Source organism: Sporosarcina thermotolerans, from assembly GCF_042658975.1.
Taxonomy (GTDB): Bacteria; Bacillota; Bacilli; order Bacillales_A; family Planococcaceae; genus Sporosarcina; species Sporosarcina thermotolerans.
The window spans coordinates 1-19,708 of the sequence record NZ_JBHSRM010000028.1 but is presented as its reverse complement, the minus strand read 5'-3'; the positions used below and the strand labels follow the sequence as shown (position 1 = coordinate 19,708).

Sequence of the window (19,708 nt, the reverse complement as noted above, 5' to 3'; positions counted from 1 at the left end):
CTAAAAAATGGATTTACTCCTGAATGGTTTTGCCCAAGTATTTCATCCTAGTATTTTCATCTTAATTATGCTTGGGGTTATCGCCGGTATCGTCATTGGTGCCTTACCCGGTTTGACAGCAACTATGGGTGTAGCCCTCTTCTTGCCGATAACATTTGGTATGGATCCAGTCGCGGGTCTCTTACTTTTAGTAGGCGTTTACTTCGGAGGGGTTTATGGTGGTTCGATTGCATCGATTTTGCTGAACACTCCAGGAACACCTGCATCCGCAGCAACAGCTCTTGACGGTTATCCATTTACGAAACAAGGAAAAGCGGGCAAGGCTTTAGGCATTTCCGTTATTGCTGCAAGTACTGGTGGAATATTTAGTGTAATCATGCTGATCTTCATATCTCCACAGCTTGCACAAATCGCATTGGATTTTAGTGCGCCTGAAATGTTCGGATTAGCCCTCTTCGGTTTAAGTATTATCTCGAGTATTTCAGGAGGTTCCGTCCTGAAAGGGTTAATTTCCGGAGTGTTTGGTCTTGTCATTTGTACAGTCGGTATGGACCCGATGACAAGCTACCCGCGTTTTACATATGACAATATTTCATTATTAAACGGATTGAACTTTATCCCAGTTATGATTGGTTTATTCGCAATTTCAGAAGCACTTGTCATTATGGAAGAACAATTAACGGGTGGACAAGGGTTCAAAAAAATCATTGCAAGCTACGCACTTCCAAAGTGGAATGAGTTAAAGAAGCTTTGGGGAACGATTCTTCGTTCAAGTGGTATCGGAACGTTCATCGGGATTATTCCTGGTGCCGGAGCCGATATAGCAGCATTCGTTGCTTACAATGAAGCAAAGCGCTTTTCGAAGAAAGAAGAAAAAGAGACGTTTGGTAAAGGTAATCCGAAAGGGATTGCAGCACCGGAAGCAGCAGGTAACGCTTTAACAGGCGGTGCATTTGTACCGTTATTAACGCTTGGTATTCCTGGGGATGCCGTTACTGCGATCATGTTAGGGGCTTTAGTCGTCCAAGGGATTCAACCTGGACCACAATTATTCGAAACAAGCGGCGATTTAGTGTATACACTTTTTAGTGGTATGTTAGTGGCCAACGTTTTGATGTTGATCTTTGGATTACTTGGTATCCGCCTATTTACAACAATCCTAAAGGTGCCTAAAAATATAATTGCACCTGTCATCATTGTATTATCAGTTGTTGGATCTTTTGCAATTGCGAACAACTACTTTGATGTATTTACAATGCTTGGTGCGGGTATTATCGGTTACTTTATGAAGAAGTTTGGTTTCCCTGCATCACCAATTGTCCTTGCACTTATCCTTGGTCCAATGGCAGAAAGTGAAATGAGACGTGCACTTGTCATGTCAGAAGGAAGCTATATGATTTTCCTGCAAAGACCGATTTCTTTAACATTTATCATTTTAGCGATCGTTTCACTAGTAGTGCCGCTAATAATGGGGAAAATTAAGTCTAAAAAAGCAATGAGCAAGTAATTATTTGGAGGTCATTCGTCATGTTTCCTGAACTTGTGACAATTGGAGAAACAATGGTTGTATTAGAAGCAGCAGAAGAAGGCCGCTTGAGATATGTTCCTCGGTTCAATAAAAAGCAAGGAGGAGCAGAATCCAATGTGGCTATTGGTGTAGCACGGCTTGGTCATACCTCTGGATGGATCAGTAAGGTAGGAGATGACGAGCTTGGTAAGTACATCGTTTCTTCTATTCGCGGGGAGGGTGTTGATACCTCTCGTGTTCTGTACAATCAGGATTATCCAACAGGACTTTATATTAAAGAACGAGTCACTCCTGAAAAAACGCAAGTGTATTACTACCGCAGCAATTCAGCTGCGAGCCAACTGACAAAAGAGGATATCGATTGGAATTATTTGAAGGAAGCTAAAATAATCCATATCTCAGGAATTACACCTTTCTTAAGTGAAAGTTGTCTTGAAGTCACTCAAGCAGTTGCGGATTTTGCTAAGAAGAATAATATATTCCTATCATTTGATCCGAATCTCCGTTTCAAATTAATGGCTAATGTAGAGAACGCTAAAGAAATTCTATTACAACTTGCTAAACAAGCGGATCTTTTCATGCCGGGTATTGACGAGGCGGAATATTTAGTCGGTACGAGAGACTATGAGGAAATCGCCGAGTATTTCCTGAGTGCGGGCGTTTCTAAAATTGTCATTAAAAATGGAGAAAAAGAGACGTTTTATGCTTCTAAAAACGGAGTGGCCGGCACTGTTCCAAGCTTTAAAGTAGAGCGTGTAGTCGATCCGGTCGGTGCAGGTGATGGTTTTGCAGCAGGTTTATTAACAGGTTTATTAGAAGATAAATCATTGCAGGAATCTGTTGAAATCGGCGCGAAGGTTGGCGCTATGGTCGTTACCGCAAGAGGAGATATTGAGGGATTACCAGAAAGAAGCGAATTGGAAAACTTCCATAACAAGATTTTAGATGTACTAAGATAGGAGATGGTTAACGTGAAACAGGAATTACTAAGTAAAACATTGGAGTCTGGTGCAGTCGCTGTTGTCCGTCGAATTGAAGAAGAAAAAGTCATCAAAGCAATCGAAGCACTTGTAGAAGGCGGCATTACTGGGATAGAAGTAACCTTAGATTCCCCTAATGCACTTCAAACCATCAAAGAAGCAAAACGATTATTTGGCGACAAAGCCGTTATCGGTGCTGGAACAGTATTGGATGGAAATGCTGCAAATTTAGCCATTCAACACGGAGCAGATTTCATCTTCGCACCTACTCTAAGTCAAGAAACAATTGCTGTTGCCAACCGTTACGGAAAAATTGCTATTCCAGGAGTATTCACTCCTACAGAAATTTTGCAAGCATACGAATGGGGTGCCGACGTAGTAAAAGTATTCCCAGCGAGCGTATTAGGCAGCCAATTTATCAAAGATGTTAGAGGTCCACTCGGCCACATCCCAATGATGCCAACTGGTGGCATTAATCTCGATAACGTCAGCGAATATATCAAAGCCGGCGCAGTAGCTGCCGGAATCGGCGGTTCCCTTTTAGACAAAAACTTCATCGCCAATAACGAATGGGACAAGCTTGCCGATTTGGCGCGCCAGTATGTTGCGAAAATAGCAGAAGCACGAAATTCTGTTAGTTGATGTGAAGTTCCCTTTTTGGAGTAAACGAGAACTCTTTGCGCCAGAACGAGAACTCTTTACGCAAAAAAGAGAACTCTTCTATTAAGAATGAGAACTCATTTGGTGTAAACGAGAACTCTTTGCGCAAGAATGAGAACTCTTCTATCAAGAATGAGAACTCGTTTGGTGTAAACGAGAACTTTTTGCGCAAGATCGAGAACTCTTCTATTAAGAATGAGAACTCATTTGGTCTAAACGAGAACTCTATGAACATAATCGATTCACTACACAATGAAACCAGCATAAAAGACAGAGTCACGTCATCACAAAAAAGGGTATCCACGTAAAACATTAAAAATTGTTTTACGTGGATACCCTTATCTTTTTTATTTCACTACAATTGCACAGTTACCTTCAAACAGAATAGACGATTGTCCAAGGAAATGAAAAATGATAGAATGGTCTTAATTAACTATAAAATTGAGGTGTAGTGATGACGTCAGTCATGTCAGAATCAACCTATAAATCCACCCACTCAAAATCAGGTCTTCATAGAGGGGCTGTATTGGGGTTTGCTTTATTAGTCTTATTATCCTATCAAAGCCCTATATTTTTGGTAGGTGGTTTTATCTTGTTTTTGTTAGTAACCTCGCTTCATATGGTATGGAAGATGCTTATTTTCATTGCCTTGTTAAGTATCGTATTATTTATCCTTCCATTTCTTGCTCCGTTGGCTATTATATTAATGATCATTTTATTTATTCTTAGAATCGGTTATGTCATAAATAACTGGCGGCCGATCGTTCTTGGGCTCCTTCTATACGGTTCGTCCATTCCGTTGTTTTTCAGTACACAAGCGTATAGTTACCTCTATTCGAATACGATGGAACCGTTCATTGTTTCTATTATCGGTGCTGCATTTTTGCATTTTGGACTAAAATGGGTGTACGGCTATGGATATAGTACGAAAATGGCACTCGGAATCATGGGAAGTGTACCGCTCGTTATATTGGCATTCATCTTACCATTTTTGAAATTGCATCTACCTACTCCAGAAGTATTCTTCGAAGCAGCACCCAATGCAGTACCAGCCGGAGAGCCGGTTATCATTGCAAACGAAGTTAGGCCAGTGCCCGTTGGACAGATTGTGTCTACAGAACCTGTCATAAGTGCGGTCGAACCAAGGTTGGCATTAACAGGGCATACGGCACCTGCTGAACCGGTGCTATATCAGCCAGCTGAAGTACGTTCTGTAATTGGAGCACACACACAGACTGATCTTAATGACCAGCCTAAACCAGTCCAATATCCAATTGTCAACCAGCCGGTACATGAAGTACCTACTGGAATATTGCCGATGCTCAATGGATTCGTGCAAATTAATCCGAATATTTTCGCGGGAATTGATGTCGTGCAAGATGGGGTTGTCCAAATGAAAACCCATTCTAATATATTTGGTGGACAAGATATATACGGCACATCTGGACAAAAAATGGCATTCACCCAGCCAAATCTGTTCGGTGGGGAAACACTCGTCAATACTGAAAACCAAACCCTACTAAATACGCAGAAAAATGTATTAGGAGGCCATGATATTTTCGATACTCACAATCAGAAGTTAGGATACACCACGTCCACAGTAAATGGAACCATAGAAATGTACGATAAAAATGGAAAACATATCGGAACAATGCGAGATAATACACTAAGCATGAAATGATATAAAACTATTCACAACCAGGGTACCTGTGTAAAACATAATTCATTTGAGGAAAGATGCTATGAAGTTGTCGAACTTTATGTGAAATAGAAAAAACCGCTCAAAGCAATGAGCGGTTTTTACATTTGCTTATAAGTAATCCATTAGTTCTCCTATAGCGGAGTCTGCGATAAGGAGTCCAATGATAACGCCAAAAATTACATTCAGAACCAAATAGAACATATATGCATAGAAGCTATCAATACCCTTGGATTTAAGGCTAAGTTCCCTGATAAGAACAAATACCGGGATCAGACCGAATGCAATGATTAAGCCTAAATAGATGCTTATTGTTGCAATATTTATGGATTTCAGCAGTCCAAGTAGTATTCCAAGCACCGAAAGGACAATTGGTACAACAAAGTAGCCCCCGAATTTAGTTAGTACTTCAGAGAACTTAAGGTTTTCCGAAAAAAATTTCGACGTCAAGAAAACGGCCGTAGTGTTGACTCCAATTAATATGAGGAAGAAAATGGTTGCATAGAAGAATATCTGGAAAAATGACGGTCCGATATAACTAATATAGGGATTACTTAAAAATCCTTTTAGCAAGATATATACCGCCAAAACTGTAAGCAGTATATACAACCCTATGCTAATAAGGCTGTTTCTACTATCTGATTGAACAGATGGAGATTTCAATTGCTTGGCGAAATAACTGAGATACATTTTCGATTGTTCTTTGACTTTCTCTAATTGTTCACTCTTCTCTATAACGGGTTGGACTGATTGAGTTGTAGCCGCTGTCTGTCCTCCCGCCTGACCATCAAGCTTTCCACCGCATTTTCCGCAAAAGTTCCCTTCACTTTGCGCATTTCCACAAACTGTACAAGTTTTCATTTCCAACACTCCTTACTATTCATTTTTAGTCTTTTTTGTATCCAAATCTGTTATCTCGGTGATATAAAACTTGTCATCTATATAAGAGAAGACATATTTCTTTTTTCGTTCATAATATAGACTCTCGTTATCCGTCTGGAAATTAAATGTCTCGAAAGTATAAAGCTCGAATTCTGTTTCTGAGATTACTTTTATATCCGTGATGTCATTTAGAATGAACTCATAATAGTAGTATCCTTCAATATCATCATGATCTGTTACAAACTTTGCATAGTCCTGTTTTATTTTACTTCCATCTATGAAATAGTCTTCTATATAACTGAAATTAGTATAGTAAATAGCAGTTGAATAATCGGATCGGAAACTTTTGTATAGATCTTGAATTTCCCATTCCCTTTCGGCAATTCTTTGTTCTCTTTGGTAATGTTCAAAAGGTAAATAAACATAGGTACTATCCAATGTAAGAATATCTGACTTCACTTCATTGCCGTCTTTATCCTTTGCCACTGCGAAAACCTCAACAGTTGGATTCAGTTGTGCCGGGTAAAGGGAATATAACTCACTTACCTTTTTGCCTGTTGATTTACCACCAACATAGACAATTGCATCTTCCAAATCAGATTCCAATGTTATGTACCTAAAATCCCAGTCAACATCAACCATTTCTGTATTGTCCCAATAATTATGTAGTGAATAAGCCCCTTTTCCGGACAATGGCATAATCCCCTCGTCATATTCATAAGACCATTCGTAAGTTCCTGGGATGAAATTCCCAATAATTATCTGTTCCTCATTCGCTTTACTAATTACTTCCTTGCCGCCGAAATTAAATTTCATATTCTCATATGGTGCCCACACACTAACCTCGACAGGAATGATTGTAAATTCGATGTCATTGTATAATCCCAACAAAACAGGTTTCTTTTGTACATTGATAAATTCACCATCGTTATAAATGATATCTGTATGTTCTTTTCGTTTAATTTTCTCGATTTCATTAGTTAGGTCATTACGTAGATTTATCCACCCATACTCACTGACCGTAGCGTAGAAATTTTGCGGATTTGCAACCGTTCCTTCTTTAAAATGAAATGCATTAAAGAACGTGTCTTTATCCTTGTTATTATAGGCAATATTCATTGCCTCAATTTTTTTAATAGGATCATACACGTTTGTTAAAACTATGTTAGCAACAATGCATGCAAAAATGATAATGGCAATAATGAAGATGAGAGCCTTTTGCATTTTGCTCATTGGCTTTCTTGAAGTTGGCGGCGATGGTGGATTTGTAACTGCTTTGGGTAGTTCTACAGTATTAGGAGTACTAACTTCATTTTCAAATCCCTGTCCACAGCTCGTACAAAAAACAACTTCATTACTCATTTCCTTTCCACAGTTTTTACAAAATTTCATGAATCCAGCTCCTTCCAAATTGTTCAGTAATAGTATACCTGTTTGAATTCTGAAAAAATAGACTGGGTATATTCACATATTTGTCAATAGTTATTTTTAATTCTAATTAACTATATAAACAAGTAAAGGTACCTATGAAAGGTACCTGGGCAAGGGGTATTCAGTTAATTCACTACAGATGTATTTGTTTTCTCTTAGAGTCATGCGAGCTTCAAACTATTCCAAGATAGATAAATACATAAGATCATTAGAGCAAAGAAGAGGACGGAAACCTTTGTGTTATTCCGAAATTTGAATCCATACGTACAAAAAAAGATTGCGGCGGCTAATTTGGCACAGGATTGATAATAACCATTGTTAAAACTGCTAAATATAATCGAAATAAGCAAAGTAGTTAAGGTAAGGATTTTAAACCACAAAGGCTCGGACAAGTAATGTTTATACATAAATTTCATTTGCTTCATTAAAGGCACCTCCTTATGAATAGTAATAATATGCATGATTGAAGATTGATATCCCGATTGCAAGAATTATAAAAAGCTCTATTATAAATAAGTGGGAAGTAAAGAAAAGAGAGTGAGTATTCATCCAAAGTTAAGGAGGACTTCATGGGATTTAAAGATGAAATTAAGCGTGAAATGCGCAACGTGATGAAAGATGTAGAAAAAGAAGTACGAAAATCGTGGGAGTTTGATTATAAAGGGCATCGTATTGAAATTAGAAACGAGATGAAAGAAGAGCTGCTGATCATTGACGGGATGATAGTGGCTCGGAATAAACGAAAGTCAATACTCTCCCATATTATTCCGTATTCTAAATTATCGGGAACACTTGAAATGAAAGATGGAAAAAAGCATAAGGTTTCCGTTAAACTTGGTGGGTACGTACAGCTAAATTGTATTGTAAAAATCGACAACAAAAAGATCTTAGATGACTCATTGAAGCTGGAATTTCTTCCATGGGATCATAAAGAAAAGATTGTTCCCTTTATTCAGCAACAAGTTCAAGAGCATAATAAAATAATCGATGAACGTTTACCGGATGAAGAATACTTATATGATGAAAATCAACCGCGATTGGCTGCAGGTTTGGCCGATAACTTCGCGGATGGCATACCCACCCCATTTTACGTGAAAAAACTGCTGAAACTTTTTGAAGAACAATTATCAAATCCAACGATCAAAACGCGGAAAGCGACATACGAAAAAATTATCTTTGACACTATCGCGAGCTATGGCGACGAATTTATTGTTCAATTCAGGCAAGCTCAATTGGACGAAAACCTTGTACAGGAAGAGGCAATTTGGCTTCTTAATCATGCGGCACATAGAGAGGTTGTGAAATTCGCAATCACAATACTTGGTTGTACTAATTGTGAAAAATATAAAGAGCTCTTATATACATTAGGTTTGCATGAGGAATTCACGTCATATGTCATATTCGCCATGAAAAATGGTACAATTCGGGCAAATGATCAAATTTGGCAACTTGCACAGTCAGTTCGTGGATGGGGGAAAATCAACGCGGTTGAACAACTGGACGCGACAACGCCAGAGATTAAACATTGGCTACTCACAAAAGGCTGTGAGAATAACATTGGAAACGAATATTTAGCTTATACATGTGCCGTAAAAGGTGAATTGGACGTAGCCCTATACGAAGAAACAATTTCAAAAGAACTATATGATGGAGCGGGTCTAATCATCCAAGCACTGCTCAATGAAGATGCTCCCCGAGGAATCGATGATTATCCGTATGCAAGCGTAGTTCTCTCCCGTTTCGTTCACCATGCTCAGAAATACTGTCAAACACTAAAAGATTTTTATCCACTTTTGGCAATAAATGAGTTTATAAATGCTGATCCAAAAGTTTGGGAAGAGCGCTTTACAAACCAATGGAAACAACATGAATACAAATCTATTCAGGAAACGGTTCAACTGTTCATAAATGACCCTAAATGGTCTTTGGCAACAACAAAAAAGTTTTCGAATTGATAAAGCCTAAGAGACTGTCCCTAAATGAGATTCAGTATATTCACTACAATTGTATAATAGTAGGTGGAAATATTGTAAGGCCAGCGTGTGTGATAGCTGGTCTTTGTTTTGGGTTGTAAGGAGCCCATTGTAAAGGTACCTGTGCAAGGTTGGATTCAGTTTATTCACTACAATTACATAAATATAAATTTGTAGAGTTGAGGTTTGTTTTATAATGATGTATTTATATTCAAATTGGTTGAATAATCATGAATGTTTCTTGCACAGGTACCTTCATAATTTGCACAGGTACCTTCAAAATTGAAGTTTGATATCCCGATTGAAGCGCATAATAAAGGAGGTGGTTCTTATCTGTGTTGCATTTCACTTCTTGGACCCCATCAACCTCTACTATTCCGAGTTCTTTAGTTTGACTTGAAATTGTTATAGGGGTATACTTTATTTAAAGGTATCTCGAATTCGAGATGTCTTAAGTTAAAATAATAGGGAGGCAATGTCGTATGAAATTACAAGACAAAGTAGCCATTATTACTGGTGCAGCTCAAGGAATGGGTGCAATGCATGCACGGAAATTCGTTGAAGAAGGTGCGAAAGTAGCTATTACAGATATTAACTTAGAGGCAGCTCAACAATTGGCTGATGAACTTGGAGAGAATGCAATCGCATTGAAATTAGATGTTTCCAAAGAAGACAACTGGAAAGAAGTCGTGAACAAAACAGAAGAGGCTTTTGGAGACATAACAGTATTAGTGAATAATGCGGGTATTGGTATATTTAAACCTTTAGAGGAATTGACGGAAAAAGATTTCCGTTTAACATTTGAAATTGATGAGCTTGGGGTATTCTTTGGTATGAAGACCGTTCTACCATCAATGAAGAGAGCTGGCGTTGGTTCCATTGTAAACATTTCATCTGTAGATGGATTAGTCAGTGCTCCAACTGCAATTGCTTACAGTGCATCAAAACATGCTGTTACGGGAATGACAAAAGGTGCTGCTGCAGAACTTGGCCAATATAATATTCGTGTGAACTCAGTTCATCCGGGTGTAATTGAATCTCCAATGGCTGAACAAGGTGATGTCGCAGAGTTCATTAAAAAACTTGAACAAGACATTCCTTTACGTCGTCGTGCAAAAACAGAGGAAGTTTCAAACCTTGTCATTTACCTGGCATCAGATGACTCCAGCTATTCGACAGGTTCTCAGTTCGTTGTAGATGGCGGTATGATTTCAGATCTTTAATACAAAAAGAGAGGAAGTAGTCATCATGGGAAAACTACAAGATAAAGTAGCAGTCATCACAGGCGGGGCATCAGGAATTGGTGCAGCGACAGCTGAACTTTTCGTTAAAGAAGGCGCGAAAGTTGTACTTGTCGACTTGAATGAAGAAAAAGGGAAAGCTTTTGAAGCGGAACTAAAAGGACAAAATGCGGAAGCTTTGTTTGTAAAAGCAAATATTACAAGTGAAGAAGATGTACAAAACGTCTTCAAAGAAGCCGTCAAAGCGTTCGGAAAAGTCGATGTCGTCTTTAACAACGCAGGTATCGGCCGCGTTCATCCAACTGAAACATTGGAGTACTCTGAATGGCGCAATACAGTCAATGTCGACTTAGACGGCGTATTTTTAGTCGCACGTGAAGCACTCCGTGAAATGTTGAAATCGGGTGGCGGAACGATTGTAAACACTGCTTCAATGTATGGTTGGGTAGGATCACCAGGCTCAGCTGCATACAATGCTGCAAAAGGTGGCGTTATTAACTTGACGCGCTCACTTGCATTGGAATATGCAACGAAAAATATTCGTGTAAATGCATTGGCTCCTGGTTTCATTGACACACCTATCATTCCTGAAGAAAGCAAAGATGTTTTAAAATCTATGACACCAATGCAACGTCTTGGACAAGCTGAAGAGATGGCAAAAGCAGTATTGTTCATGGCTTCGGATGATTCTTCATTCATGACAGGGAACGTACTTACTGTTGATGGTGGGTATACTGCGCAGTAATTAGGGTGCAGGGGATTGTAAAGGTACCTGTGTGTGGTTGAATACAGTTAACTCGCTACAATTATAAATTAGAATAGATCATTTGTGAGGTCGGTGCTTTTCATAGCCGACCTTATTTTTATGCATTTTATTTACCCCACTACTTTTTAAACAGTTTCCTCAATCTGTTGTATAAGCAACGAAATCAATTTTCTATTGGTTTTTCCTCTGTCAATCATGGTCTACAATTTAGTTGTAAAGCAAATCAAACAAGTTTGCAAAAATCAAAGTAGACATCATTGGGAGGAATGGGAAATGGTTAAAATCGGTATTATTACAGGAAGTACTCGTGATTCACGGGTGAATTTACAAGTTGCAGAATGGGTGAAATCTATTGCAGATCGAAGAACGGACGTTGAATTTGAGTTGGTGGATATTAAGGATTACAACTTACCAAAATTCAATGAACCGATTCCAGCAATTATGTCACAGGATTATCAAGCGCCCGAAGCAAGAGTTTGGTCAGAAAAAATCAGTGAGCTTGACGGGTTTGTATTTGTCACTCCTGAATATAACAAATCAATTACTTCCGGGTTGAAAGATGCGATCGACTACCTATATATTGAGTGGAATAATAAAGCGGCAGGTATTGTAAGTTATGGTTCAACTCTCGGAGTCTCAGCAGCAAATAATTTACGACTGATTTTAACAGTACCGAAAGTCGCTACGGTAGGGACGCATCCCGCATTAAGTCTGTTTACTGATTTTGAAGAAATGAGAACGTTTAACCCAGCACCGTTCCATGAAGAAACTGTTCAAACGATGTTGAATGAAGTTGTTGCTTGGTCGACAGCGTTGAAGACGATTCGGGAGTAAGTTTTCTAAGAGGGAAAGAGCATCTGAGCTCTTTTCCTTTTTTTTGTATGTTCACTGTTCACAGGTATTACCCAAGTAATAAAAAGTAGTCATTTTATATCAGATGCTTCTATAGTATATTATTCATATGACTATATTGGAAAAGTTGGTACTTTAGTGACGAATAATCCTGTGGGGTGACTGAATGTATTGCAAACAGTGTGGCAGTGGAGTTAAAGAAACTGATAATTTTTGTGGGGCGTGTGGTAATTCATTGGAAGAGAAAAGTGGTGATTTATCCTCGGCTAAAGAGATAAACAATCATACCAATTACAATGAAGAGGAATTATTGGCAGGTTTCGTTGGAGGTGGAAAGAGTGACTTCTATTTGGGTAAATGGAAATCAGGCAAGATGCGTTCTTGGAATTGGCCGGCTGCTCTTTTTCCACCATTCTGGCTTGGCTATCGGAAAATGTATAAAACAGTGTTCTTATTGTTTGGAGCGTTTCTGTTAATTGATGTAATCGTGGCCTTCCTTGGTTTTGATAGTTTGAGAATCGACAGTTCACTGGGTATTGCAATGGGGGTTGCCTTTGGAATAAGTGGGAACCTTTTGTATAAAAACTATGCTCAAAGCGAAATCAAGCGGATTCTTGATTCGAATAAACATGGAAATGTTATGGATCGTATCAAACAAAGGGGTGGAACAAGCCAAAAGGGAATATGGATAGTCATTGCGGTGGTCATTTCTTACGCGATTATCAGCACCATCCTCACGGAATACATAATAGATCGCGAGGAAATCGTTGCAATCACTCCTATATCCGATGTCGAAGGGGTGCAGTCCGAGGAAACAATTAAACAGTCGATACTGGACTTAATCGCCCTTAATTTTCAAGCCCTTGAAGAAGAGGATCTGGAAATGTACATGACTATGATCTATATGGATGACGCAAATGAAATATATGAAGAAACACGAAATTTAGTAGAGATGTTGTTTACAGAATACGACTTGGAATATGAGTGGTATGATCCGAAATTTATCTTCATCAAACAGGATGAGGTAATCCTAAGTTTACGCCAAATTAGTAGAGTGGTTGAAGGGTCAGCTTACCGTGACAATGAAACAACGATTGTTCATACGTTTAAGTTTGATAATGGAGTATGGAAATTTGCGGAAAGTGAAGTTGAATCAGTTATCTATTTGGATGAAGTTGCGCTTGATATAAATGTCGAACGACGTAATGACCAGTTCTATATAAACGGGATAACGTTGGGGATGGAAGATGACATCGTATCAATTTTGGGAGATCCGGACGATGAAGGCTACAATACGGATACATGGTATTTGGATGGAAATGTGACTATGACAGCGTATTATGACGGCGAAAGGGACTTTTTGTTAGATGCTATACACGTAGACTTTCTTGATGAAATGATTGTGGAACAATTAATAAATATGCTTGGGCCTAATTTTACAAGGACTCAAGATGGCGTTGAATTTGCAACTTCAGATCAAGTAATTGGTATTTATAAACACGAAGGCGGATTTGAAGTCTTCTTACGGAGTGCATTAGTGTATGTCGAGGAGACGGAGTTAACCGAGGAATTCATTCCATCCTTAAATATAGATCTCGATGGATTCAGTCATTTATTTGTACAATCCTATAATGAAACGTTGGCAGCTTTAAGTAATGAAAATACCATTGATGAACTTGACTTTACGGTACTTCAAGACGGATATTTCTTTACCAAACTTTACAAAGGAATTCAGCTCATTGGTACACTAAATCCCAATAAAGAAATAAGGTGGATTGGTGTTCGTTCAGAAAATGGAAAATCCAGCGGGGATATGGAAGAGTCGTTTGTTGAAGTGGAAATAGGTATGGCTGCAAATATCGCATTGATTACCGCCTTGGGGGATGAAGATGTGCAGGAAGAGATTTTCCAAAACATTGTTCATCAACAATACAATCAGTTCAAAGAAATTGGTGAATATTCAACAGGGATAGTTCGATATATTGACTCAGATTCTGAATACTATTCCATTTTACATGCGGAATCGGTCGACGATAGTGTGGATTTGGGGGATTATTACTGAGTTGTAAAGGTACCTGTGCGTGGTTGAATTCAGTTAATTTACTACATATAAATAATGATATTTCTGTGAACGGATCCGTGAGCACTCTAAAAGTTAAAAACTTTTGGGGTGTTTTATTTATCTCCTTTAAATCAAACGGGTCTCCTCGGAGAATACATTCATCATAGAGAACATATATAGAAAAGAAATCTACAAAAGCAGTGTCTCAGAAAGGGAGAAACCTAATGGATAAGTCGGTATTTGAACATTTGCATGAAACGAGAAGTAACCTCGAAATGGAAATTGCATTCTTAACCGATGCTCAATTTAATAGTAAGCCTGATATGAATTGTTGGAGTATCTCACAAGTTTGTCATCATTTAGTGCTTGTAGAACAGTCGACTATAAAGGCTATTGCATGGGGATTAAAAGGGGAGGATAATTCTTCGAAAGAACGCAAGAAAATCGAGCTTTTCATTTTGGACAGAACGAGGAAAATAAAAGCTCCCCAAATTGTTGAACCAGGAATAGAGCCATTTGAAGTTCAAGAAATCATTGATTTGTTAAACGAATCGAGAAAGAAATTAATGATATTCCTTAATGGAATCGAAGACCAATCCATTTTGAAGGAGAAATCAGTTAAACATCCTGCTTTAGGTGATTTGCCCCTTGATCAATGGATTGAACAGATCTATTTGCATGAACAGCGACATATTGAACAAGTAAAAGAGATTAAAAACCTATTAGATGTGAGGCAATAGCTTGCTGTACCGGCACCAAATAAGAGGAGGTTAAGATACTGACACAGGATAGAATGAATGGATTGATAATAGGGATTTTATATATAGTAGCTGCGGTCACATCAATCATCGCTGTTGTCTTTTATCAGCCAGTACTGTCAGAACAATGGTATATGGCCGTGGCTAACGGACTTGAGACGAAGGTTTTGATCGGAGTTCTAAATGATATTCTTCTTGTCTCCGCGGCTGTTGGAACAGCAGTCATGCTGTTTCCGTATATCCGTCGTTGGAATGAACAAATAGCATTAGGATATCTATGTTTTCGATTTATGGAAGCAGTTATTATTGCAATAGGTTTGGTAAGTATTTTAGGTCTATTGCATCTCAGTATGAATTTTGAAAGGGGCAGCTTAGGAGATGGGGATCTCCATGCTGCAGGTTTACTATTGCAAGCTTTTCATCGTTGGACCTTTATGTTAGGTCCAAATTTAATGTTAGGTTTAAATACTCTCATGTACAGTTATTTACTATTTAGGACTGGATTGGTGCCGAAAAAATTAGCGCTATTTGGGATGGTTACAGCAGTTATGGTATTCATAGCTGGTTTAATAGACATGTTTGGTATCGTGGAACCTAACTCTACAGCAAAAGGACTCATTGCTTTGCCTGTAGGCGTTTATGAGATGAGTTTGGCTGTCTGGTTAATTGTGAAGGGATTTCATATGCAAAATCTTGAAAAACTAAATAGAGGTAATCTTGTAAAGGTACGTGTGCGTGGTTGAATTCAGTTAATTCAAGACAATTTCATACTTGGTCAGCTTTTATAATGGCTGACCTTTTCTATGTTTGATTCATCGTACTGCTCTAATAAATATTTCAATATTATAAAGGAATTTCTCCATTTTGATAGAATTCTATTAATAAATACAATGAAAGGTGGAATGTTTATGAATTCAGTTTCTTCTCCCCTCGCTTGTAAAGTAAATAATGTTTTTATCCATGTTAGTAACTTAGAGAAATCGTCTGAATGGTATAGTGAGCTACTTGGACTCCCATTCAAGAAGGACAAGGTTCAATCACCTGTTTACAACATTCCTGTTACTTCTAAGACTGGACTTACTTTGGACGACCACACTTTTGATCCGGAGTTCATACTAAATCCTTCTGACCATGTTTTATTTAACTTTTTAGTTGAGGATATTGACGAAGCGTATGATTTTATTAAAAGCAAAGGGATTACAATTGTTCGAGAAATAGAGCGCATTGCCGATTTCGCTTATTTTAACTTTGAAGATTTGGATGGAAATGTATTAATGATTTGTAATTGTTAAAAGTATGTAGATGGTCATAGAAAAGGAAAGGCTGTCCAGAAAGATGTCGGAAACCGACTTTCTGTGACAGCCATTAATTCCTTTATTTTACTTGGCATTCTCGTCAGGTTGATGAATCCCAATCACATTGCCTTCTGTGTCGATATAATATCCTTGCCAAGCCATGCCTGGCAGGGCGTATTTAGGCAAAGCGACGGTACCGCCATTTGCTAAAATCTTCTCTTCCGTTACATCGTAATTCTCCACACCCATTGTACAAGCGAAACCGTTCATGGCTTGTCCTGGTATAGGTGGAGCACTTTGCCTTTGCATTAACGCGCCATTAATGCCAAGTTCACTATCATCGCCTGTCACTGCTCCGAAGTAAGGCATACCGGCAAAATCACTCCAATCCTGGAAGGACCACCCAAAAACTTCCCCATAAAACCCCTTTGCCCGCTCCATGTCATCAACATGGATTTCGAAATGAACTAATCTCCCCATAACTTCCTCCCGTTTCTTGTGGATTTTTATAAAAAATTTTACCTATTCGATTAATTATAGCATTACTGTTTTGGTTGTGTAAATAATGATTAGTTTGTTACTAACTATGCATCAAAAAGTAGTGAGTAGTTCCTCTGAACACTTTCTGGTTAATTTTTACTATTAAAAAGAAGGATTAGGTAAAGAACTGTCGAATAAAGTAATTAATATCGTTTTATTATAGGGAAAATCAACTAAAATCCTGATAACAAAATCCAAGAACGAAACATCCTGGTTGAATACAGTCTACACTCTAATGATGAAGGAGGATCCAAATGAAAGTATTTCGTACTGTCGGAAACGGAGTCAACTTAATAGCGGGAGGCATCGTCAAGGGCGGGGTTCATGTTACAAGTTCCATTGTATCTACAAAATTCCCCAAGACAGGGGCTTATCTAAAAGAAGTGGGAAATAGCGTCGTAGACTCGTCTGCGAAGGTCATCTCCAACACCGCTCATTTTGCGGACGGTGCAGCTAATGGGATATATGGCGCAGTAACTAAAGATCCGAGGCGGCTTGAGGAGGGCTGGGACGATATCAAATCTTCATCCAAAAATACGGTGAAGGGAATCGGCAGTGGAATTGTCTATACTGGTTCGGCACTAGGTCAGACACTCAAAGGCGCGGCTTTTCAGGACAAGGAATTAGTCATTGAAGGTATAAAAAAGGTTGGTAAGGTGGCAACTGTTGGTGCATTAGGTTTGGGCATAATTGATGTCCTTGTAGACGAAAATACCGTTCAAGCTGAGGAGTTAGTTACCCGAAATGGACATTTGGATGGTTCCGTACACGAATTATCAAATGTCCAGTTCGAGAAGAATATCTCTGTTCAGACAGATGGCACCGAGATTGAAGGCGTCTTCCCAGTCTTTGATACTCACTTTGAGGCAACCTTGCCGGAAGAAACTTATCTTATGTCAGATACAGTGCATATCGGAATTGCAAATATGCAACTTTATGAAGCGATTCAGGATAATCCTTCATTAGCCGATCAATTGGGATTCAATGAACAAGATATTGTGAACTTGAAATCCTCCGTCACCCCAGAAGGTTATGACTGGCATCATCATGAAGAACCCGGTCGGATTCAGCTTGTAAAGGAAGAGATTCATGGGATGACTGGTCACACTGGAGGAAGGGTAATTTGGGGTGGGGGTAGTGAGTTTAGGTAAGATATTCTGTGCCAAAAGAGTTTGTCCCGCTACCTATAGATGATATTAGAAATTGTTTGGATATACTCAACGTTCATAGGACTAATACCATTTTGGATAATTCTAAATGAGGGCAAATCGATTTATGGTTTTGATCCATCTGCGATGATGGTTGGCATAATTATAGGGGGCATATTTAAGTATATTTCACTTATTTTTTTGGCAAGAAAATATGGTAAAAGTTAATTTGTTAGCGATGGTTTATCGGTTTAAAAAGATAATGCACATAACAAATGGCCGTTTCTGCCGATTTAGAAAATCGGAGAAACGGCTTTACTTATGGATTTAAGGGTTAGGGTTAGGATCTAATAAATCTGCTCTTCGGAATATAGGAGGAATTCATAACTGCTTCGGAACAAGGGTGTTCCTCCAACCAAGTATGGTTCTTCTCTATAAATCGATAAGCTCTGCTCCAAGCTGGATAGGAAATGACACTATTTTCAAGGATTACTTTATCCATGAAGCTGCTAAATTCAATTGGGCCCCAACTGCCTCTAAAGACTTGGTCTAAACCATGATTTATATAAGGTAACGTTGAATTATCGAAGTCCGATAAGATTAAAGCTGCGACAAACTCCTTGCACCCGTTTATGCCAAAGCTGACTATTTTGTTATACTTTTCGCGTAGGGAGTTGAAGATACTATCTACAATGGCTGCAAGTTCATGCTGGTTGTATTTCATTACCTCCTCCAAAAAAGCAATGTCAATTGCCGACTTCAAATTCGCTCACTCCATTTGATATGTTTTTATTAGTAGTATTTATTTCATTAGTGTAATGTGAACAATTCGTATGAATTGATGTTATTGTACCATGACAATGATACTGAATCATAGAAAAGTAATGTGGAAATAATAAGATATTTAGTTCGAAAGTTATTTTATATGTATATTTATTACAAGTGAAAGACAGAGAGTATGATGTCTTGGATTTCCGGTGAGTAATTCATTGCTAATATAAACCGTCATGCAAAATTAAAAAGCCCAATTTCCATAGAGGGAATTGGACTACGTTTTTAAGCTCCTTGCACATTGCATTTTATATAGGGTATAAGATGAATATCAGTCATTATTAGAAGGATTTAGGTCAGTTGGAATAAACACTTCAAAGTTTTTACTGTTTTTATTCTTTTTATAAAAAACAATTGGAACGTCTATTTTTTCTCCTGACTTTACCATCTTATAGGTATCAGGTTTAATGGATATAGGCGTTTCTCCGATATATCCATCAATTCCTTTACTTTCATCCAAGGCTGAAGAAACCTTATAAGAGACATTAAAATGCGCACTAACCTTTTGTAAGACAGCTTTTTGTACATATAAGCCGTTGTAAGTCTTGTCTATTAATAAATCATCCAACCACTCATCCACAAGCGCATCATCGATTAACTGAATTGCCTCTTTTAACCGTTCGATTTGAGGAAGAATCTTTGCCTTTGCACGTGCTTTTGCCTCGGGTTCACGATCCGTATACCACTTTTCCCAATCATCAACGGTATGCTCTGGTACCTCAACCAAAAATTCGGGAAAGTACAATGTTGCCAGGGAACCAACGACATCTGGAACGGTTCCTTTTGCATTTCGATTTGCCAGATTTATGAGTTGTCTTGTATATTTCGGAAACTTCCTTTTCGCGGTTTTATTTGCTGATTCAATATACTTATTACTAATGTTCCCTATACTTTTCATTCAAACACTATCCCCTTCCACTTTTTAACTGCATACGACTATAATAATAAATGTTACTAAATTATACCAATTAAACTATCGTAAATTGGGTACCCACTGGCGTTGCATAGCTGTAAAAAATAGTAAAATAGCATAATAACTTGAAATTGAAAACTTGCAGAAAA

General features: G+C 38.3%; 19 protein-coding genes. 13 read left to right on the top strand and 6 right to left on the bottom strand.

The genetic code is table 11. The features are described 5' to 3' along the window. Window positions 1-7 precede the first annotated feature (7 nt). From ACFPZG_RS17575 to ACFPZG_RS17565, 3 genes are read left to right on the top strand one after another with little or no spacing between them, the layout of a single operon-like run. Complete coding sequence (locus tag ACFPZG_RS17575; RefSeq protein ID WP_283732885.1) at window positions 8-1,507, top strand: tripartite tricarboxylate transporter permease; 1,500 nt, start codon at window positions 8-10, stop codon at window positions 1,505-1,507. Window positions 1,508-1,527: 20 nt separating this feature from the next. Then, the gene (locus ACFPZG_RS17570; RefSeq protein ID WP_283732884.1) at window positions 1,528-2,487 is read left to right on the top strand and encodes a sugar kinase; all 960 of its coding nucleotides are present in this window, start codon (window positions 1,528-1,530) and stop codon (window positions 2,485-2,487) included. 12 nt (window positions 2,488-2,499) lie between these two features. Beyond that, the gene (locus ACFPZG_RS17565; protein ID WP_381428232.1) at window positions 2,500-3,150 is read left to right on the top strand and encodes a bifunctional 4-hydroxy-2-oxoglutarate aldolase/2-dehydro-3-deoxy-phosphogluconate aldolase; all 651 of its coding nucleotides are present in this window, start codon (window positions 2,500-2,502) and stop codon (window positions 3,148-3,150) included. Here the strand turns inward: ACFPZG_RS17565 and ACFPZG_RS17560 are convergent. Beyond that, the gene (locus ACFPZG_RS17560) at window positions 3,143-3,433 is read right to left on the bottom strand and encodes a hypothetical protein (protein WP_283732882.1); all 291 of its coding nucleotides are present in this window, start codon (window positions 3,431-3,433) and stop codon (window positions 3,143-3,145) included. The genes ACFPZG_RS17565 and ACFPZG_RS17560 overlap by 8 nt on opposite strands. A gap of 189 nt (window positions 3,434-3,622) precedes the next feature. Here ACFPZG_RS17560 and ACFPZG_RS17555 point away from each other — a divergent pair, with 189 nt between their 5' ends. Beyond that, window positions 3,623-4,849, top strand: coding sequence for a hypothetical protein (locus ACFPZG_RS17555; protein WP_283732881.1), 1,227 nt, complete (start codon window positions 3,623-3,625; stop codon window positions 4,847-4,849). A 129-nt stretch (window positions 4,850-4,978) separates the two neighbouring features. On the opposite strand, the gene ACFPZG_RS17550 is transcribed toward ACFPZG_RS17555, so the two are convergent. Together ACFPZG_RS17550 and ACFPZG_RS17545 are read right to left on the bottom strand one after the other, a co-directional pair. After that, window positions 4,979-5,728 carry a DUF6574 domain-containing protein gene (locus tag ACFPZG_RS17550; RefSeq protein ID WP_317940301.1) on the bottom strand — a complete coding sequence of 250 codons (750 nt, stop codon included), beginning with the start codon at window positions 5,726-5,728 and terminating at the stop codon, window positions 4,979-4,981. 15 nt (window positions 5,729-5,743) lie between these two features. Further along, window positions 5,744-7,141, bottom strand: coding sequence for a TcaA 3rd/4th domain-containing protein (locus tag ACFPZG_RS17545; RefSeq protein ID WP_283732879.1), 1,398 nt, complete (start codon window positions 7,139-7,141; stop codon window positions 5,744-5,746). A 608-nt stretch (window positions 7,142-7,749) separates the two neighbouring features. On the opposite strand from ACFPZG_RS17545, the gene ACFPZG_RS17540 reads away from it, so the two are divergent. The 8 genes from ACFPZG_RS17540 (at window position 7,750) to ACFPZG_RS17505 (ending at window position 16,124) form a co-directional block, all read left to right on the top strand. Further along, a complete protein-coding gene (locus tag ACFPZG_RS17540) occupies window positions 7,750-9,135 on the top strand; it encodes a hypothetical protein (RefSeq protein ID WP_317940300.1) in 1,386 nt (461 codons plus the stop codon). 500 nt (window positions 9,136-9,635) lie between these two features. Beyond that, window positions 9,636-10,376 carry an SDR family NAD(P)-dependent oxidoreductase gene (locus ACFPZG_RS17535; protein ID WP_317940299.1) on the top strand — a complete coding sequence of 247 codons (741 nt, stop codon included), beginning with the start codon at window positions 9,636-9,638 and terminating at the stop codon, window positions 10,374-10,376. Window positions 10,377-10,401: 25 nt separating this feature from the next. After that, a complete protein-coding gene (locus tag ACFPZG_RS17530) occupies window positions 10,402-11,139 on the top strand; it encodes an SDR family NAD(P)-dependent oxidoreductase (RefSeq protein WP_283732876.1) in 738 nt (245 codons plus the stop codon). A gap of 294 nt (window positions 11,140-11,433) precedes the next feature. After that, window positions 11,434-11,994, top strand: a complete 561-nt coding sequence (locus ACFPZG_RS17525; protein ID WP_283732875.1) for an NADPH-dependent FMN reductase — start codon at window positions 11,434-11,436, stop codon at window positions 11,992-11,994. A gap of 253 nt (window positions 11,995-12,247) precedes the next feature. Then, the gene (locus tag ACFPZG_RS17520; RefSeq protein WP_381428226.1) at window positions 12,248-14,074 is read left to right on the top strand and encodes a DUF2628 domain-containing protein; all 1,827 of its coding nucleotides are present in this window, start codon (window positions 12,248-12,250) and stop codon (window positions 14,072-14,074) included. A 224-nt stretch (window positions 14,075-14,298) separates the two neighbouring features. Further along, the gene (locus tag ACFPZG_RS17515) at window positions 14,299-14,814 is read left to right on the top strand and encodes a DinB family protein (protein WP_317940298.1); all 516 of its coding nucleotides are present in this window, start codon (window positions 14,299-14,301) and stop codon (window positions 14,812-14,814) included. A gap of 53 nt (window positions 14,815-14,867) precedes the next feature. Next, window positions 14,868-15,575, top strand: a complete 708-nt coding sequence (locus ACFPZG_RS17510) for a DUF4386 domain-containing protein (protein WP_283732872.1) — start codon at window positions 14,868-14,870, stop codon at window positions 15,573-15,575. Window positions 15,576-15,740: 165 nt separating this feature from the next. Then, window positions 15,741-16,124: a VOC family protein gene (locus ACFPZG_RS17505; protein ID WP_283732871.1), complete on the top strand. Its 384-nt coding sequence runs from the start codon at window positions 15,741-15,743 to the stop codon at window positions 16,122-16,124. An 87-nt stretch (window positions 16,125-16,211) separates the two neighbouring features. On the opposite strand, the gene ACFPZG_RS17500 is transcribed toward ACFPZG_RS17505, so the two are convergent. Continuing rightward, window positions 16,212-16,607 (bottom strand): VOC family protein, encoded by a 396-nt coding sequence (locus tag ACFPZG_RS17500; RefSeq protein ID WP_283732870.1) that lies wholly within the window; start codon window positions 16,605-16,607, stop codon window positions 16,212-16,214. Window positions 16,608-16,921: 314 nt separating this feature from the next. Between ACFPZG_RS17500 and ACFPZG_RS17495 the strand changes: the two genes are divergently transcribed. Further along, window positions 16,922-17,818 (top strand): HNH endonuclease, encoded by an 897-nt coding sequence (locus tag ACFPZG_RS17495; RefSeq protein WP_283732869.1) that lies wholly within the window; start codon window positions 16,922-16,924, stop codon window positions 17,816-17,818. A 337-nt stretch (window positions 17,819-18,155) separates the two neighbouring features. Here ACFPZG_RS17495 and ACFPZG_RS17490 read toward each other — a convergent pair whose 3' ends face one another. Both ACFPZG_RS17490 and ACFPZG_RS17485 read right to left on the bottom strand, forming a co-directional pair. Continuing rightward, complete coding sequence (locus ACFPZG_RS17490; protein WP_317940297.1) at window positions 18,156-18,539, bottom strand: hypothetical protein; 384 nt, start codon at window positions 18,537-18,539, stop codon at window positions 18,156-18,158. Between the two features lie 378 nt (window positions 18,540-18,917). Continuing rightward, window positions 18,918-19,544, bottom strand: coding sequence for an MjaI family restriction endonuclease (locus tag ACFPZG_RS17485; protein WP_283732867.1), 627 nt, complete (start codon window positions 19,542-19,544; stop codon window positions 18,918-18,920). Window positions 19,545-19,708 lie beyond the last annotated feature (164 nt).